The organism is Aminobacter niigataensis, assembly GCF_946995915.1.
GTDB classification, from domain to species: Bacteria; Pseudomonadota; Alphaproteobacteria; order Rhizobiales; family Rhizobiaceae; genus Aminobacter; species Aminobacter niigataensis.
Genome location: NZ_OX341517.1, coordinates 4390220 through 4404702, shown reverse-complemented (window position 1 = coordinate 4404702; position 14483 = coordinate 4390220). Strand labels below are relative to the sequence as shown.

Sequence of the window (14483 nt, the reverse complement as noted above, 5' to 3'; positions counted from 1 at the left end):
GTCCCTCTCGACCACTAGCGGGTGCATCAAATTCCGCATCGGCAAGAGGTCAAGCGCATGAACATCCTGCTCATCGGCTCCGGCGGCCGCGAACACGCGCTGGCCTGGAAGCTTGCGGCATCGCCGATGCTGACCAGGCTTTATGCCGCGCCCGGCAATCCCGGCATTGCCCAGGAAGCCGAGCTCGTGGCGCTCGATATCGCCGACCATGCCGCGGTCGCTGCTTTCTGCAAGGACAAGGCCATCGATCTTGTCGTCGTGGGGCCTGAGGGCCCGCTGGTGGCGGGTATCGGCGATGACCTGCGCGCAGCAGGCATCCGGGTGTTTGGCCCGTCGAAGGCGGCCGCCCAGCTCGAGGGCTCCAAGGGCTTCACCAAGGATCTCTGCGTCCGCTACGGTATCCCGACCGCTGCCTATGGTCGTTTCGACAATGCCACCGAGGCCCGCGCCTATGTCGAGAAGATGGGAGCGCCGATCGTCATCAAGGCGGACGGCCTGGCTGCCGGCAAGGGCGTGACCGTGGCGATGACGCTGGACGAGGCACTGGGCGCCGTGGACGGCTGCTTCGACGGTGCCTTTGGCGGTGCCGGCGCATCGGTGGTCGTCGAGGAATTCATGACCGGCGAGGAAGCGAGCTTCTTCTGCTTGTGCGACGGCAAGACAGCACTGCCGTTCGGCACGGCGCAGGACCACAAGCGCGTCGGCGACGGTGACGTTGGCCCCAACACCGGCGGCATGGGCGCCTATTCGCCGGCGCCCGTCATGACACCCGAACTGATCGAGCAGACGATGCGCGAGATCGTCGAGCCGACGATGCGCGGCATGGCCGAGATGGGCTCGCCCTTTGCCGGCGTGCTGTTTGCCGGCCTGATGCTGACCGACAAGGGGCCGAGGCTGATCGAATACAACACCCGCTTCGGCGATCCCGAATGCCAGGTGCTGATGCTGCGGCTGAAGGAAGACCTGCTCGTGCTGCTCAACGCTGCCACGGACGGCCAGCTCGCGCATGTCTCGGCGCGCTGGCGCGACGAGGCCGCCCTTACCGTCGTGATGGCGGCGAAGGGCTACCCCGGCACGCCGGAAAAGGGCTCGGTCATCTCTGGCATCGACAAGGCCGAAGCCTCCGGCGCCCGGGTGTTCCACGCCGGCACCGCCGTGCAGGGCGGGAAGATCGTTGCCAATGGCGGCCGCGTGCTGAATGTCACGGCGACCGGCAAGAACGTCAGCGAAGCGCAACAGAAAGCCTATGCTGCGGTCGATCTGGTCGACTGGCCGGAGGGCTTCTGTCGCCGCGACATCGGCTGGCTTGCGGTGGAACGCGAACAGCGGAAGTAGGCGCCGGATTTAGGCGCCTCCGGCTAGCGCGCGGCGCTGTCGATCTCCGTCGAGGCGGTTGAAACCGGGTCGAACTCGGCCTTGCGGCCGGTATTAAGGCGTGCGTCGAGCCTGGCGGCGATGTATTCCGCCATGCCGTGGGGATACCGGCTTGCAGGCGCCTGGATCGCCGGCACGGCGCCGATGACTGCCTTGTTCCAGCTCGAGCGCAGCGCTTCCGCCAGAAGATCGAGGCGAACCGGGTAGGCGACCGAGGCATAGGTAATGCGGCTTTCGCCCCTGAGTCCGTTTTCGCGGGCGATAGGCACCGGCACCGATGCGACGAATTCGTCGGTCGATTCGATCAGTTGGCCGAACGGCCAGACTTTTCGCAGGCTTTCGGCATCCATCGGCGCGACGTTGACGTCGATGTCGTTGGGCGTGCCGGCGACCCGGTAGGGGCAGCGGCGGATGCCGCAATTGGCTTGCGCCGAGAACTGCCACAGCGTGTAGCTCTGCCAGTTGCCCTTCGGAAAATGGATACCGATCTCGGGCTTGTACCGGGCGTACCAGAGCGGCAGGCGTGACAGGAGCCGGTAACGGTAGCGGTTGTCGGCGATATAGCGGGACGTCGAGCCGTTGGTATAGAGGATCGGATAGCGGCCGGTGCGCAGGAAGATGCGGCGGACGAAGATTTCCGCATCCTCCAGCGACATCCACTTCGTTGGATCGTTTTCCTCGATGTCGAGCGCCATCAGGTCGTCGGGGCCCGGCTCGGCGAAGTCGAGGAAATTCTCCGCCTGCTCGATCGGGTTGCCGGGGCGGGCGAGGTGGTAGGCGCCCCATTTGAGGCCGAGCGCCTTGGCGACGGTCCTGCGGGTGTGGAACAGTTCGCGCGCCACCGCATGGCGTTTCCAAAGCGCCTTGCACAGCCTGTAGGCGGTTTCGTCGCCGGAGCAGGAATAGGCTGGCGGCAGCCCGTCGGAGGCCTTGTTGATGAAGCCGACGATGCGCTTGTCGCCGGCGAGCTTCTGCCAGTCGATCGAATTGTATTCGTAGGCGTCGATGACGAGCGCCCGGTCGACCTTCTTCCACGGTTCGGAGAAATCGGAGGCTTCAGCCGTCGCGGGCAGGTGAATGGCCCACGCGGCGGTGAGCGCCGCGAGCGCGAAACGGTGAAGCTTGGACGTCAATCCCCTCAAGCGGCCATCCTCGGTGACGAACCGATGGTGAACCGCCATGGTTAAGGAAATGCTGATGAAGCTCCACCGCCCAGCGGTTGCAAAGGCGCCCTATTTGCCGTCGTTGAATGAGATCGCCTGCAGGTCGAAAGGATCGGGCGCGGCTTCCGTCGGCAGCGTGCCGTCGGCAGCGCGCTTGCGGTAGTGCGCGCGAGAGCATTTGGGCGAGCACAGGATGCCGCGGTCGGTCCAGTAGGCGGCGCCATTCTCGACCCTGCCCTCGTGATAGCAGAAACCCTCCGATCGGAACGGCAGGCCGCATTCGATGCAGCTGTAGGGATCGAGGCGGGCGAGCATCTGTGAACCTCGTTGTTTCGCCCCTTTTTAGCAGCGCCAGACTTTAGTTCGAAGCCTGTCAAAAAATTGACGTTTACGTCAAAAGTCACTTCCCCTCGGCGGCGGAAGGCGGATAGTGTGTCGCGCAAGGCGGCCGACGGGCCGCGTGGGATGACCAGGAGGAAGTGTCATGTATCGCGCCCCGGTGGAAGAGATTGCCTTTGCGTTGAAGCACGTCGCGGGGCTGAAGGCGGCGCTCGATGCGGGAACCTTTGGCGACCTCGGCGAAGATCTGGTCGACGCCATCCTGGGTGAGGCCGGTCGCTTCGCCAGCGAAGAGGTGGCCCCGCTCTACGAGATCGGCGACAAGGTGGGGGCAAAGCTCAAGGACGCGGCCGTGACCACGCCACCCGGCTGGAAGGCCGTCTACAAGCACTGGGCCGAGGGCGGCTGGAACAGCCTCAACGGTCCCGAGGCGTTCGGCGGCCAGGGCCTGCCGACGATGATCGGGGTCGCGGCGCTTGAAATGTGGAATTCGGCCTCGATGGCCTTCGGCATCGGCCCGACGCTGTCGATGGGCGCGGTCGAGGCGCTGGAGAAACACGCATCGGAGGAACTGCAGGCGGCCTATCTGGCAAAGCTCGTCTCGGGCGAGTGGATGGGCACCATGAACCTGACCGAGCCGCAGGCCGGGTCGGATCTGGCAGCGCTGCGCACCCGTGCCGAGCGCGCCGGCGATGGCACCTACCGCATCTTCGGCCAGAAAATCTTCATCACCTATGGCGAGCACGATCTGACCGACAACATCGTGCACCTGGTTCTGGCGCGCCTGCCCGATGCGCCGGCCGGCACGCGCGGCATTTCACTGTTCCTCGTGCCAAAGTTCCTGCTCAACGACGACGGCACGCCGGGTGCACGCAACGACGTGTTCTGCTCTGGGCTCGAGGAGAAGCTCGGCATCCACGCCTCGCCGACCTGCACGATGATCTATGGCGACGGTTTTGCCAAAGACCGCGAGCCGGGTGCGGTCGGCTGGCTGATCGGCGAGGAAAACCGGGGCCTTGCCTGCATGTTCACCATGATGAACAACGCCCGCCTCGCCGTCGGCATGCAGGGCGTGGCGGTGGCCGAGACGGCCTTCCAGAAGGCGCTCGCCTATGCCAACGACCGCCGGCAGGGCAAGGCATCCGGCTACACCGGCGAGGGCATGGCGCCGATCGTCCATCACCCCGACGTGCAGCGCAACCTGTTGACCATGAAGGCGCTGACGCAAAGCGCGCGGGCCATCGCCTATTCCTGTGCCTATGCCATAGACATGGCGCGGGTTTCGGAAGGTTCGGCCAAGGCGCACTGGCAGGACCGTGCCAATCTGTTGACCCCGGTCGCGAAAGCCTTCCCCACTGATGTCGGCGTCGATGTCGCGTCGCTTGGCGTGCAGGTGCATGGCGGCATGGGCTTCATAGAGGAGACGGGTGCGGCCCGGCTGCTGCGCGATGCCCGCATCGCCCCGATCTATGAGGGTACCAACGGCATCCAGGCGATCGACCTGGTCACCCGCAAGCTGCCGCTGGGCAACGGCGACCACGTCTTCGACTACATCGGCGAACTCGACGCGGTGGCCAATGCGGTCGCGGCGCTGAACAGCGAGGACTACGGCCGCAGCGCCATCTGCCTTGAGCAGTCGCTGGACGACCTGCAGCAGACCACGCGCTTCCTGCAGAAGCTGCTCGAGGACGGCAGGACGGACGACGCCCTGGCCGGTGCCACGCCCTATCTCCGGCTGTTCGCGCTGGCTGCCGGCGGCGCCTATCTGGCACGCGCGGCCCTTGCCGATGGCGATGCCGGGCGCGTGGCATTGTGCCGGTTCTTTGCCGAGAACCTGCTCGGCGAGACGGCGGCTCTCAAGGACCGCGTCACCGGCGGCGCGGCAAGCCTGCGCGAAGCCGCCAAGGCGCTGCTTTCGGCATGAATTATGGGACGAGGAACAGTCTGACGTGAGCGACCACATTATCATCGAACGGCAGGATGCCGTGCAGACCATCCGGATGAACCGTCCGGACAAGAAGAACGCGATCACCCGAGCCATGTATGCCGAGATGGCGGCGGCACTTGCCGCCGGCGATGCCGATCCGGCAGTGCGCGTGCATGTCTTCCTCGGCGTGCCGGGCGCGTTCTCGGCCGGCAACGACCTCGCCGACTTCATGACGATCGCCACGGGTGGCGAAGGCGGCGGCGAGGTTTGGGATTTCCTGCTTGCCCTGGCCAGGACCGAAAAGCCGGTGGTTTCGGGCGTCGACGGCATCGCCGTCGGCATCGGCACAACCATCAACCTGCATTGCGACCTGACCTTCGCCACGCCGCGTACCGTGTTCCGCACGCCCTTCGTCGACCTGGGACTGGTGCCGGAGGCGGGGTCCAGCCTGCTTGCGCCGCAGGTGCTTGGGCGCCAGGGCGCCTTTGCGCTGCTCGGCCTGGGCGAGGGGTTCCCGGCGGAACGGGCGCTCGCTGCGGGGCTGATCTACAAAGTCGTGGCTGAAGACGAGCTGGAGGCCGCAACGCTTGCGGCTGCCCGTGAAATCGCGACCAAGCCGCCGGAAGCGCTGAAGATCGCCCGCGACCTGATGCGCGGCGACCGCTCGGAGCTCGTCGCCCGCATCAAGGTGGAAGGCGAGCACTTCCGTGCCCGGCTCAAATCCGACGAGGCGCGCGCCGCGCTCGTCGCCTTCATGACGCGGAAGAAGGGCTGATTTTCACCCTCCCCGGGGAGGGTGAAGGGCTTACGGATACAGCCTGTCCTTGTCCCAGCCGCCGTCGGCAGCACGGGTGAAGACGACGCGGTCATGCAGCCGGAACGGACGGTCGTGCCAGAACTCGATCTGGCTCGGCACGATGCGGAAGCCTGACCAGTGCGCCGGGCGCGGGATTTCGCCGATGGCGTGGCGCGCGGTGTACTCGGCGACCGCCTTCTCCAGCGCGAAACGGCTTTCAAGCGGGCGCGACTGCTTCGACGCCCAGGCGCCGATGCGGCTGCCACGCGGACGGGTGGCGAAATACTCGTTGGCCTCGGCATCGCTGACGATCTCCACCGGGCCGCGCACCCGGACCTGGCGCCGCAGCGATTTCCAGTGGAAGCACATGGCTGCCTTCATCGTCGCCAGTATCTCGCGGCCCTTGGCGCTCTCGAAGTTGGTGTAGAAGACGAAGCCATGTTCGTCGAAGCCCTTGAGCAGCACCATGCGCACGTCCGGCAGCCCGTCGGTGTCGACGGTTGCCAGTGCCACCGCGTTGGGATCGTTCGGCTCGCTGGCCGTTGCGTCCTTCAGCCAGGCTGCAAACAGCCGATAAGGCTCGGCGCTCTCGGTGAAGTCACCGCTTGTTAACTCAGTGTCCGTCATAGCTCTTACTCGACCTGCCATTTACGACCGGGAGAATGCCTATTGTCGCGCTTCGCGCAAGCCTTTGAGGGCCATTGCCTCCCACAATTCGGGTTCCGATCCTTCAAGGTGGTGCTGCTGCTTAGCCTGACGACGATCAGCGCCTGTGGCGTTGGCGGCTTCAGCCTGGAGAAGGCCGAGGTGGACCGCACGCTGCTGACCAGCAAGGTTCCGGACGACGCCAACCGGAGCAGCGATGCGAATCGTCTGTCCGACGAGGCGACGATCCGCAACGCCGTCTCTTCCGCCGATGTCGAAGGCCTGCAAGGGCAGGCGATTCCCTGGGCCAATACGGAGACCGGATCTCGCGGTGCGATCAGCGCGCTGGTGGAAAGCACCGGACGTGGCGTGTTGTGCCGGCAATTTGCCGCCTCGCGCGAAAGCTTCGACGGCGTCAGCCTGTTCAAGGGCGAAGTGTGCGCCGCCGGTGCCGGGGCCTGGCAGATGGTGGCATTCGAGCCCGCCTGACGCATTGCGGCATCCCTGCCTCTGGAATTTCTTCCTAGCCAAGCGCATATAGGAGGGAACCAACCCTTTTTCTCTGTTGTGGAACTGCGCATGCGCGACCCCTATGAGGTGCTGGGCGTTGCCAAGAACGCCTCGGCCAAGGACATAAAGGCGGCCTACCGCAAGCTCGCCAAGAAGCATCATCCGGACCAGAATCCCGATGATCCCAAGGCGAAGGAACGCTTTGCCGCCGCCAACCAGGCCTACGAGATTCTCGGCGACGAGAAGAAGAAGGGCGCGTTCGACCGCGGCGAGATCGATGCCGATGGCAAGCAGCGCTTCCATGGCTTCGAAGGTGCTGCGGGTGGCGATCCGTTCGGCGGCTTCCGCCGTCAGCAGGCCGGGCCTGGCGGCTCGCGCTTCGAATTCCGTTCCGGCGGTCCCGGCGGCGCATCCTTCGACGCCGGCGACATCTTCAGCCAGATTTTCGGCGATTCCTTCAGCCAGCGCGGCCCGGGAGCAGGTGCGGGCGCCGGCATGGGGGGCGGCCAGCGCGCTCAGCCCGGTGCCGACGTCAATGTCACGCTCGACGTGACCATCGAGGAAGCTGCGACTGCGCCCAAGGTCGCGGCGATGTTTCCTGACGGACGCAAGATGGCCGTCAAGCTGCCGGAGTATGTCGAGGACGGCCAGACCATCAGGCTCAAGGGCCAGGGCGAGCAGGGCCTTGGCGGCGCGGGCGATGCACTCGTCAAGATCAGGTTCCGCCGCCATCCGCGCTATCGCGTCGAGGGCAGGGACCTTCATGCCGACCTGCCGGTGCCGCTGCGCGATGCCGTGCTCGGCGCCAAGCTTGCGGTGGAAACACCGGCCGGGCGGCTTGCCGTCAACGTGCCGGCCTGGTCGAGCTCGGACAAGGTCCTGCGCATCAAAGGGCGTGGTCTGCCCGAAAAGGCCGGCGGCCATGGCGACCTCTATGTCCATGTTCGCGTCATGCTGCCCGAGGGCGGCGATGCCGCGCTCGAAGAGCTGATGCGCAAGTCCAACGGCTGACAGCCGGCCGGCGCGACGTCGCCGGCCATCGGCGTATCAATGCTTGAAGGCATGAGTTGCCTATGCGATAGGCTCTCCCAAACAATTCTTGCATCGGAGAGCGCTCATATGGCGGGTGGACAGGGCCTGATGGCCGGCAAGCGCGGCCTTATTCTCGGCGTCGCCAACAACAGATCGATCGCCTGGGGCATTGCCAAGGCCTGCGCCGACCAGGGCGCCGAACTCGCCTTCACCTATCAGGGCGACGCCCTGAAGAAGCGCGTCGAGCCGCTGGCCGCCGAAATCGGTGCCTTCGTCTGCGGCCATTGCGATGTCACCGACATGGCGACCATCGACGCCTGCTTCGAGACGCTGGAGAAGAAGTGGGGCAAGCTCGACTTCGTCGTCCACGCCATCGGCTTCTCCGACAAGGACGAACTCACCGGCCGCTATGTAGACACCAGCCATGGCAACTTCCTGAAGACCATGGATATCTCGGTCTATTCCTTCACGGCGGTCGCCCAGCGCGCCGAGAAGCTGATGACCGATGGCGGCTCGCTTCTGACCATGACCTATTACGGCGCCGAGAAGGTGATGCCGAACTACAACGTCATGGGCGTCGCCAAGGCAGCGCTCGAGGCGAGCGTGAAGTATCTCGCCGTCGACCTCGGCCCGAAGAAGATCCGCGTCAACGCGATCTCCGCCGGCCCGATCAAGACGTTGGCTGCCTCGGGCATCGACGACTTCCGCTACATTCTGAAGTGGAACGAGTACAACGCCCCGCTGCGCCGTACCGTCTCCATCGAGGAAGTCGGCGATTCCGGCCTGTATTTCCTGTCCGACCTGTCGCGCGGCGTCACCGGCGAGGTGCATCACGTCGATTCCGGCTATCATGTCGTCGGCATGAAGGCGGTCGATGCACCCGATATCGCGGCCGTCAAGGACTGACATCCCGCATCAGCCTGACATGACCCCGCTCACCTATTTCGTGCGCCACGGCCAGACGCCCTGGAACGCCGAGCAGCGCCTGCAGGGCCAGGCCGACACCGACATCAATGCGCTCGGACGGGAACAGGCCGACCGCAATGGCCGCCGGCTCGCTGAGCTCATTGCCGATCCGGAGGCTTTCGATTTCGTGGCCAGCCCGATGCGGCGAACCCGCGAGACCATGGAGCGCGCGCGCAAGGCGATGGGGCTCGATCCCTCGGCCTATCGCACCGACAGCCGCCTGGTCGAGGTAAACTTCGGCGACTGGCAGGGCTTCACCTTCCCCGAGCTCGATGAACGCCAGCCCGGCGCCAGCACGGCGCGCCTGCACGACAAGTGGGATTTCGTGCCGCCCGGCAAGGATGCGGAGAGCTACGAGATGCTCACCGCCCGTATCCGCCCGTGGTTGGCGGAGGTCGTGCAGCCGACGGTATGCGTCACCCACGGCGGCGTCATCCGCGCCATCTTCCGCCTTGTCGAAGACCTGCCCAAAAACAGAGCCGCGGCCCTGGAGGTTCCCCAGGACCGCGTGCTGAAACTGGAAGGCGGCCGCCTGGACTGGATCTAGCGGCCGGATATTTCGGTGCCTACTGCGGCAGTTCCATGTCGGTGATCAGGTTCTCGCCCTCGACCACATCATAGGCCAGCAGGATTTCCATGCCGGGCTTGATGTTGTCGACATCGAACTCGCCCGGAAGCTTGTAGGATTTGCCGTTGTCGAGCGTGATGACCGACTTGTCCTTGTCGACCGACTTGACCTGACCTTCGGCCTCTGCGGCCAGCGCGGCACCGGTGATCATCAGAACGGCGGCAACGGCGCCAATAAGGGTACGCATTATCGTCCTCTTTCTTTTACGTTCTTTCACGCCTCTCCCCCGAAAGGCGACGATTTACGGGCGGTCGGAGGGAAGCAGAAACCAACCGAATGTGTCAAAACTAAATCGTCTTCGATCACGGTTTGACCACCGCTAAAAAGGCAATTGCACCCCATGTGTCGTTGCGGAGGCGCAAGGATGCGCCATTCCCGGGAGTTGGCGCATGGTCCTTTCCGAAAAGGAATTTTACTTTTCGGGGGCATGCGCTAGAAGGCCCCATACCCCCCGGAAAGGGCTCTTGCATGTCGCATAACACCTTCGGCCATCTGTTCCGCGTCACCACCTGGGGCGAGAGCCATGGGTTGGCGCTTGGCTGCGTTGTCGACGGCTGCCCGCCCGGCATTCGATTCACACTGAAGGACATCCAGGACGAACTCGACAAGCGCAAGCCGGGCCAGTCGCGCTTCGTCACCCAGCGCCGCGAGCCCGACGAGGTCAAGGTGCTGTCGGGCGTGATCCTTGACGAGGACGGCGAGACACTGATTTCGACCGGCACGCCGATCTCGATGCTGATCGAGAATGTCGACCAGCGCTCCAAGGATTATGGCGAGATTGCCCGGCAGTATCGCCCGGGCCATGCCGACTACACCTACGACGTCAAATACGGCCTGCGCGACCATCGCGGCGGCGGACGCTCGTCGGCGCGCGAAACGGCGGCACGCGTGGCTGCCGGTGCCATCGCCCGCAAGGTCGTGCCAGGGCTGGTCGTGCGCGGCGCGCTGGTGTCGATGGGCACGAAGTCGATCGACCGGGCCAACTGGGACTGGGACTTCATCGGCAGCGCCGAGAACCCGTTCTTCACGCCGGATGCGGCTTCGGTCCAGGGCTTCGCCGACTATCTCGACGGCATCCGCAAATCGGGTTCCTCCGTCGGCGCGGTGATCGAGATCGTCGCCGAGGGCGTGCCTGCGGGGCTCGGTGCGCCGATCTACGGCAAGCTCGACCAGGACATCGCCTCCAACCTGATGTCGATCAACGCCGTCAAGGGCGTCGAGATCGGCAACGGCTTCGAAGCCGCGCGCATCACCGGCGAAGAGAACGCCGACGAGATGCGCATGGGCAATGACGGCCAGCCGATATTCCTGTCGAACCACGCCGGCGGTATACTGGGCGGCATCTCGACGGGGCAGGCGGTGATTGCGCGTTTCGCCGTCAAGCCAACCTCGTCGATCCTGACGCCGCGCAAGTCGATCGACAAGGATGGCAAGGACGTCGACGTGATGACCAAGGGCCGGCACGATCCGTGCGTCGGCATCCGCGCCGTACCGATCGGCGAGGCGATGGTCGCCTGCGCCATTGCAGACCATTATCTGCGCCATCGTGGACAGACGGGAAGATGAGCGAATAGCGAATAGTGAGTAGCGAATGGTACGGTTTCCCTCTATTCGCTACTCACTATTTCCTATTCGCCAGAACGAGCGAAGCGAGCACACATGCCATACGATCAGAAGAAAGTTGTCGAAGCGCTGAGAGCCTTCGAGCGCGGTGAGATCGTGGTCGTCATGGACGATGACGGGCGCGAGAACGAGGGGGACCTGATTGTCGCCGCCGTCCATTGCACGGCCGAGAAGATGGCCTTCATCGTCCGCCATACCTCCGGCATCGTCTGCACGCCGATGCTGAAGGAAGATGCCAGACGGCTCAACCTGACGCCGATGGTCGCCGACAATGATTCCGCCCACACGACGGCGTTCACCGTCAGCGTCGACTTCAAGCATGGCACCACGACTGGCATCTCGGCCGAGGATCGCACGCTGACCGTGCGCAACCTCGCCAACGGCAATGTCGGCGGCTCCGACTTCGTCCGCCCGGGCCACATCTTCCCGCTGATCGCCCGCGAAGGCGGCGTCCTGATGCGCTCGGGCCATACCGAGGCTGCCGTCGACCTGTGCAAGCTCGCCGGCCTGCCGCCGGTAGGTGTCATTTCCGAACTGGTGAACGACGACGGTACCGTCATGCGCGGCCCGCAGGTTGCCTCCTTTGCCGAGAAGAATGGCCTCAAGCAGGTTTCGGTCGCCGATCTGATCGCCTACCGCCAGCGCCAGGAGACGCTGATCGAGCGCGTCGATACTTTCGACATCGAGACCCCGGCCGGCACGGCCAAGGCCATCACCTACACGCTGCCGTGGGACGTCATGCACCACCTCGCGATCGTCTTCGGTGACATCCGCGACGGCGAGGAAGTGCCGGTGCGCCTGCACACCGAGGACGTGGTGACCGACGTGTTCGGCACCAGCAACCGCCTCGGCGACATCATGAAGACCTTCGGCGAGTGCAAGCGCGGCGTCATCGTCTATCTGCGCGAAGGGTCGGTCGGCGTTTCCAATCTCGGTCGCAACCGGCCTTCGGCCGAACGCGAGGATCATGAAGAGGCCCGCCATCGCGAGGACGAATGGCGCCAGATCGGCCTCGGGGCCCAGATCCTGAAGGATCTCGGCATCTCCTCGATCAACCTGGTTGCCTCGCGCGAACGCCACTATGTCGGCCTCGAAGGTTTTGGCATCCGCATCGCCAAGACCGAAATCCGCTGATTTTCACCCCTTTGAGGGGTGATTGACATCCGCCGGCTGCGGCGCATCCTCCTGTCCATCTCTTTGGGGAGAGTCGGGTATGTGGGATTTCAGCATAGGCCAGAGCCTGGCGATCATGGCGCGCACCTGGCCGTTCATCGTGCTGCGCATGGTCGTCTATTTCGGCATCACGCTCGCCTACATCGTGGCGATGGGGGCAGGCGCCGGCGTGGGCTACGGGGTCGGCCATATCGCGACCGACCCTGACGGGCCGGTTTCGTTCGCCCTGTGGGGCGGCATCGCCGGCTTCGGCGTGGTGTCGGTCGCAGTCTACTGGATCCGCGAATACATCCTCTACATCGTCAAGGCGGGCCACATCGCCGTGATGGTCCATCTCATCGACGGGCGCGACATACCCGGCGGCCAGGGCCAGATCGCCTACGCCCGCGAGGTCGTCAACGAGCGCTTCAGCGAGGCGAGCATCCTGTTTGTGCTCGACCAGCTGGTGAAGGGCGTGATCCGCACGATCACCGGCCTGATCGGCGGCATCGCCGCCTTCTTGCCGATCCCGGGTCTCGACGGGCTGGTCAGGTTCATCAATACCGTCATCCGCATGTCGCTGACCTATGTCGACGAGATCATCCTCGGCTACAACATCCGCATCGGCAGCACTTCGCCGTGGCAGAGCGCGCGCCAGGGCGTGGTGCTCTATGCGCAGAACGGCAAGACCATGGTCAAGAACGCCGTCTGGCTGTCGCTCGTCGTCTGGGGCGTGTCGCTACTGATCTTCCTGTTCATGCTCGCGCCGGCAGGTGCCATCCTCTACTTCATGCCGGGCCAGCTTGGCGGCTGGGCCTTCGTGCTGGCGATCGTCTTTGCCTGGGCGTTCAAGTCCGCGCTGATCGAGCCATTCGCCGTGGCCTCGCTGATGCAGGTCTATTTCAGGGTCATCGAGGGCCAGGTGCCCAATCCTGAATGGGACCGCAAGCTGGAGGAGACGTCGTCGAAGTTCCGCGAGCTGAAGGAAAAGGCATTCGGTTCGGGCGAGGCGTCGCGCTGGGACGGCACGCCGCGCGGTACCTGAAAGGGGCCGGCCCGCGCAGGCCAATGCCCGCGCGGACCGCACGTTTCTTATTCCGCCGGCTGAGCCAGCGCCGGCGCGATGCGCACCGATTGCCGCAGCGACCGCTGACCGAGGAAGGTGATCACGAGCGCGATAAAGCCTGCGATCAGCGACACCATGAAGCCGCTTCTGGGGTCGAGGTTGTCGATGAGCCAGCCGGAGGCCGACGAGCCTGCGGCCATGCCGATGCTGATGCCGGTGACGGCCCAGGTCATGCCCTCGGTGAGTTTGGCTGACGGCACGATCTTCTCGACCAGCGCCATCGACAGGATGATGGTCGGCGACACTGCAACGCCTGCCAGGAACAGAACGATCGAAAGCATCGTGACGTTGTTGACGGCCAGCAGCGGCAGCGTCGTCAGGGCGGCGAGTGCGATCGCGATCAAAAGCTGCCGGGCAAGCGGCATCTTGAGCTTCAGGGTGCCGAAGACGAGGCCGGCGATGAGCGAGCCGGCAGCATAGGCGGACAACGCAAAGCCGGCGGACGCCTTGTTGCCCTGGGCTTCGGCAAAGGCCACTGCGGTGACTTCGGCGGTGCCGAAGATGGCGCCGATGGCGATCAGGGTCAGCACAAGGATCTGGACGGGGCCGAGCCGGATCACCGACTTGCCGTCGCTGCGGTCCTGCGCATGCACAGGCGGTTCGGTCGAGCGTTGGGCGGCGAACAGCAGGCTGCCCACAGCCAGCAACACGGTCGCGACGAGCGGACCGGCCTCCGGGAAGAAGCCGACGCTGAGGCCGATGGCGATGATGGGACCGGCCATGAAGATGACTTCGTCCACGATCGACTCGAAAGCGAAGGCCGTGTGCAGTTGAGGTGTGTCGCGGTAGATCTCGGTCCAGCGCGCACGCACCATCGCGCCCATGATCGGCGTGACGCCTGCGAGAATCGCGAAGACAAAGAGCACCCAGTTGGGCGCGCCATAGCGCGTGGCGAGCATCAGTCCGGACAGTGCAGCAACCGCCAGGGCAGCGCTCGGCAGCAGCATGCGAACCTGGCCGTAGCGGTCGATCAGCCTGGCGACCTGCGGCGCGACGACGGCGCTCGACAGGGCGAAGGCGGCGGCAACAGCGCCGGCCAGCCAGTATTCGCCATGGGTTTCGGACAGCATGGTCACGATGCCGAGCGTGACCATGGACATCGGCAGGCGCGCGACGAAGCCGGCGGCCGAGAACGCCTTGGCGCCCGGCGCCTTGAAGATTTCTGAGTATGGATTGCGCATGGATGTCACCGGGGCGGAGAT

15 protein-coding genes are annotated in these 14483 nt (G+C 64.9%); 10 read left to right on the top strand and 5 right to left on the bottom strand.

What is annotated here, in order from left to right; genetic code table 11:
- The first annotated feature begins 57 nt into the window (after positions 1-57).
- Positions 58-1335 carry a phosphoribosylamine--glycine ligase gene (gene purD / locus O1Y97_RS21480; protein WP_318762295.1) on the top strand — a complete coding sequence of 426 codons (1278 nt, stop codon included), beginning with the start codon at positions 58-60 and terminating at the stop codon, positions 1333-1335.
- A 23-nt stretch (positions 1336-1358) separates the two neighbouring features.
- Here purD and O1Y97_RS21475 read toward each other — a convergent pair whose 3' ends face one another.
- Together O1Y97_RS21475 and O1Y97_RS21470 are read right to left on the bottom strand one after the other, a co-directional pair.
- Positions 1359-2516, bottom strand: a complete 1158-nt coding sequence (locus O1Y97_RS21475) for a glycoside hydrolase family 25 protein (RefSeq protein ID WP_318762294.1) — start codon at positions 2514-2516, stop codon at positions 1359-1361.
- Between the two features lie 90 nt (positions 2517-2606).
- Complete coding sequence (locus O1Y97_RS21470; RefSeq protein WP_318762292.1) at positions 2607-2852, bottom strand: hypothetical protein; 246 nt, start codon at positions 2850-2852, stop codon at positions 2607-2609.
- 169 nt (positions 2853-3021) lie between these two features.
- On the opposite strand from O1Y97_RS21470, the gene O1Y97_RS21465 reads away from it, so the two are divergent.
- Complete coding sequence (locus O1Y97_RS21465) at positions 3022-4800, top strand: acyl-CoA dehydrogenase (RefSeq protein WP_318762291.1); 1779 nt, start codon at positions 3022-3024, stop codon at positions 4798-4800.
- A 25-nt stretch (positions 4801-4825) separates the two neighbouring features.
- Complete coding sequence (locus tag O1Y97_RS21460; protein WP_108608970.1) at positions 4826-5578, top strand: crotonase/enoyl-CoA hydratase family protein; 753 nt, start codon at positions 4826-4828, stop codon at positions 5576-5578.
- Between the two features lie 30 nt (positions 5579-5608).
- Here the strand turns inward: O1Y97_RS21460 and pdxH are convergent, their stop codons facing one another.
- A complete protein-coding gene (gene pdxH / locus O1Y97_RS21455; protein WP_183263650.1) occupies positions 5609-6226 on the bottom strand; it encodes a pyridoxamine 5'-phosphate oxidase in 618 nt (205 codons plus the stop codon).
- A gap of 42 nt (positions 6227-6268) precedes the next feature.
- Here pdxH and O1Y97_RS21450 point away from each other — a divergent pair, with 42 nt between their 5' ends.
- The 4 genes from O1Y97_RS21450 (at position 6269) to O1Y97_RS21435 (ending at position 9299) form a co-directional block, all read left to right on the top strand.
- Complete coding sequence (locus O1Y97_RS21450) at positions 6269-6733, top strand: RT0821/Lpp0805 family surface protein (protein WP_318762290.1); 465 nt, start codon at positions 6269-6271, stop codon at positions 6731-6733.
- Positions 6734-6823: 90 nt separating this feature from the next.
- The gene (locus O1Y97_RS21445) at positions 6824-7765 is read left to right on the top strand and encodes a DnaJ C-terminal domain-containing protein (protein ID WP_108610010.1); all 942 of its coding nucleotides are present in this window, start codon (positions 6824-6826) and stop codon (positions 7763-7765) included.
- Positions 7766-7873: 108 nt separating this feature from the next.
- Positions 7874-8692, top strand: coding sequence for an enoyl-ACP reductase FabI (gene fabI, locus O1Y97_RS21440; RefSeq protein ID WP_108608968.1), 819 nt, complete (start codon positions 7874-7876; stop codon positions 8690-8692).
- 19 nt (positions 8693-8711) lie between these two features.
- On the top strand, positions 8712-9299 hold the full coding sequence (locus tag O1Y97_RS21435; protein WP_108608967.1) for a histidine phosphatase family protein: 588 nt from the start codon (positions 8712-8714) through the stop codon (positions 9297-9299).
- A gap of 19 nt (positions 9300-9318) precedes the next feature.
- Here O1Y97_RS21435 and O1Y97_RS21430 read toward each other — a convergent pair whose 3' ends face one another.
- Entirely contained in the window at positions 9319-9567 is a 249-nt protein-coding gene (locus tag O1Y97_RS21430) for a DUF1344 domain-containing protein (RefSeq protein WP_108608966.1), read from the bottom strand.
- Positions 9568-9848: 281 nt separating this feature from the next.
- Between O1Y97_RS21430 and aroC the strand changes: the two genes are divergently transcribed.
- The 3 genes from aroC to O1Y97_RS21415 all read left to right on the top strand — a co-directional run bounded on the left by aroC (position 9849) and on the right by O1Y97_RS21415 (position 13200).
- Entirely contained in the window at positions 9849-10946 is a 1098-nt protein-coding gene (gene aroC / locus O1Y97_RS21425; protein ID WP_318762289.1) for a chorismate synthase, read from the top strand.
- A gap of 93 nt (positions 10947-11039) precedes the next feature.
- Positions 11040-12137 (top strand): 3,4-dihydroxy-2-butanone-4-phosphate synthase, encoded by a 1098-nt coding sequence (ribB, locus tag O1Y97_RS21420; RefSeq protein WP_108608964.1) that lies wholly within the window; start codon positions 11040-11042, stop codon positions 12135-12137.
- Positions 12138-12216: 79 nt separating this feature from the next.
- Complete coding sequence (locus O1Y97_RS21415; protein WP_318762288.1) at positions 12217-13200, top strand: hypothetical protein; 984 nt, start codon at positions 12217-12219, stop codon at positions 13198-13200.
- 47 nt (positions 13201-13247) lie between these two features.
- Here the strand turns inward: O1Y97_RS21415 and O1Y97_RS21410 are convergent, their stop codons facing one another.
- Positions 13248-14462 (bottom strand): MFS transporter, encoded by a 1215-nt coding sequence (locus tag O1Y97_RS21410; protein ID WP_318762286.1) that lies wholly within the window; start codon positions 14460-14462, stop codon positions 13248-13250.
- Positions 14463-14483 lie beyond the last annotated feature (21 nt).

Excerpts from the sequence above, each read along its gene's own strand:
- purD (WP_318762295.1), top strand. The coding sequence starts at position 58 with ATGAACATCCTGCTCATCGGCTCCGGCGGCCGCGAACACGCGCTGGCC.
- O1Y97_RS21470 (WP_318762292.1), bottom strand. The coding sequence starts at position 2,852 with ATGCTCGCCCGCCTCGATCCCTACAGCTGCATCGAATGCGGCCTGCCG.
- O1Y97_RS21465 (WP_318762291.1), top strand. The coding sequence starts at position 3,022 with ATGTATCGCGCCCCGGTGGAAGAGATTGCCTTTGCGTTGAAGCACGTC.
- pdxH (WP_183263650.1), bottom strand. The coding sequence starts at position 6,226 with ATGACGGACACTGAGTTAACAAGCGGTGACTTCACCGAGAGCGCCGAG.
- O1Y97_RS21445 (WP_108610010.1), top strand. The coding sequence starts at position 6,824 with ATGCGCGACCCCTATGAGGTGCTGGGCGTTGCCAAGAACGCCTCGGCC.
- fabI (WP_108608968.1), top strand. The coding sequence starts at position 7,874 with ATGGCGGGTGGACAGGGCCTGATGGCCGGCAAGCGCGGCCTTATTCTC.
- O1Y97_RS21435 (WP_108608967.1), top strand. The coding sequence starts at position 8,712 with ATGACCCCGCTCACCTATTTCGTGCGCCACGGCCAGACGCCCTGGAAC.
- O1Y97_RS21430 (WP_108608966.1), bottom strand. The coding sequence starts at position 9,567 with ATGCGTACCCTTATTGGCGCCGTTGCCGCCGTTCTGATGATCACCGGT.
- aroC (WP_318762289.1), top strand. The coding sequence starts at position 9,849 with ATGTCGCATAACACCTTCGGCCATCTGTTCCGCGTCACCACCTGGGGC.
- ribB (WP_108608964.1), top strand. The coding sequence starts at position 11,040 with ATGCCATACGATCAGAAGAAAGTTGTCGAAGCGCTGAGAGCCTTCGAG.
- O1Y97_RS21415 (WP_318762288.1), top strand. The coding sequence starts at position 12,217 with ATGTGGGATTTCAGCATAGGCCAGAGCCTGGCGATCATGGCGCGCACC.
- O1Y97_RS21410 (WP_318762286.1), bottom strand. The coding sequence starts at position 14,462 with ATGCGCAATCCATACTCAGAAATCTTCAAGGCGCCGGGCGCCAAGGCG.